Origin of the sequence: Flagellimonas amoyensis (genome assembly GCF_003058265.1) — a bacterium.
In the GTDB taxonomy this organism is placed as follows: Bacteria; Bacteroidota; Bacteroidia; order Flavobacteriales; family Flavobacteriaceae; genus Flagellimonas; species Flagellimonas amoyensis.
This window is the reverse complement of the sequence record NZ_QBUK01000022.1, coordinates 1-1,104: the sequence shown is the minus strand read 5'-3', so window position 1 is coordinate 1,104 and position 1,104 is coordinate 1. Positions and strand designations below refer to the sequence as shown.

The window sequence follows — 1,104 nt, the reverse complement described above, 5'->3', positions numbered from 1 at the left end:
ACGTCCAGTTGCAGGGCATTGTAGGGGGTATCGAAGATATGGACCCCCATATCGCCCAGGGTGCCGCAACCGTAATCCATCAATTTTCTCCAGTTGCCGGGGTGGTACATGTCCTCTTTATAAGGTCTTTCCTTGGAAGTGCCCAACCAAAGGTTCCAGTCCAATTGGGCAGGAACGGTGTCCTCCCCTTGTGGAAGCGGGCCATCATATCCCCAGTTCTTGGGGGACCACGCATGCACGGTGTGCACCTTTCCGATGATCCCGGATTGGATCAGCAAGGTGGCCAGTTTGTAATCGTAAAAGGAATGCACCTGGATGCCCATTTGGGTGACCAGTCCCTTTTCGGCCGCCATCCTTTTCATTTCCCGTGACTCGGAAACATAGTGGGTCAACGGTTTTTGGCAGTATACGGGCTTGTCCATCCCCATGGCCATCATCGAGGCCGGGGCATGGGTATGATCTGGGGTGGAAACGATCACGGCATCGATCTCGTCCGTCATCTCCTCCAACATGGCACGATAGTCGAAAAAGACCCGGGCCTTGGGGTGCATCTTGTGCGCCGCCGAAAGGTTCACGGCATCCACGTCGCACAGGGCCACCACATCCACCGCGTTATGCGATGAGATGGCCTTGAGGTCCTCCATGCCCATGTTGCCCACACCGATATGGGCCGTTCTCAGTCTTTCCTTTGGAAAACCTGCTTTTAAAATAGAAGGTGCCAACATGACCCCTAGGGCTCCCACACTGCTTTTTTTGATGAATTCTCTTTTGTTCATGGTTAGGTATTGGAGGTTATAGTTTCTTGATCTTGATGTTGCGGAACCAGATGGGACTGGAATGGTCCTGTAGGGCAATGTAGCCCGTTTTGAATTTTCCGTAATCGGGGGCGTTGTCCCATTTCCCGGAGGCCTTCTTGGCGTTCCATTCCTCGGACCAGGGCACGAACTCCAACAGTTTCTTGCCATTGAGCCAGTGTTCCACCTTTTCGGGGGTGAACACGATCTTGGTAGTGTTCCATTCCATGACGGGGTTCAATTGTTTCTGTGATTCGTCCGCCACGTGCATGGCATAGTCGGCACCGGTCCTCTGCCAGTCCTGGAGCAG

Annotated in this window: 2 protein-coding genes; both read right to left on the bottom strand. The window is 53.5% G+C overall.

What is annotated here, in order from left to right; translation table 11 throughout:
* A partial coding sequence (locus DB398_RS18275) for a Gfo/Idh/MocA family protein (protein WP_159076500.1) occupies positions 1-776 on the bottom strand: 776 nt, incomplete at its 3' end.
* A 16-nt stretch (positions 777-792) separates the two neighbouring features.
* The coding region (locus DB398_RS18270) for a 3-keto-disaccharide hydrolase (RefSeq protein ID WP_159076499.1) at positions 793-1,104 on the bottom strand (312 nt) is incomplete at its 5' end.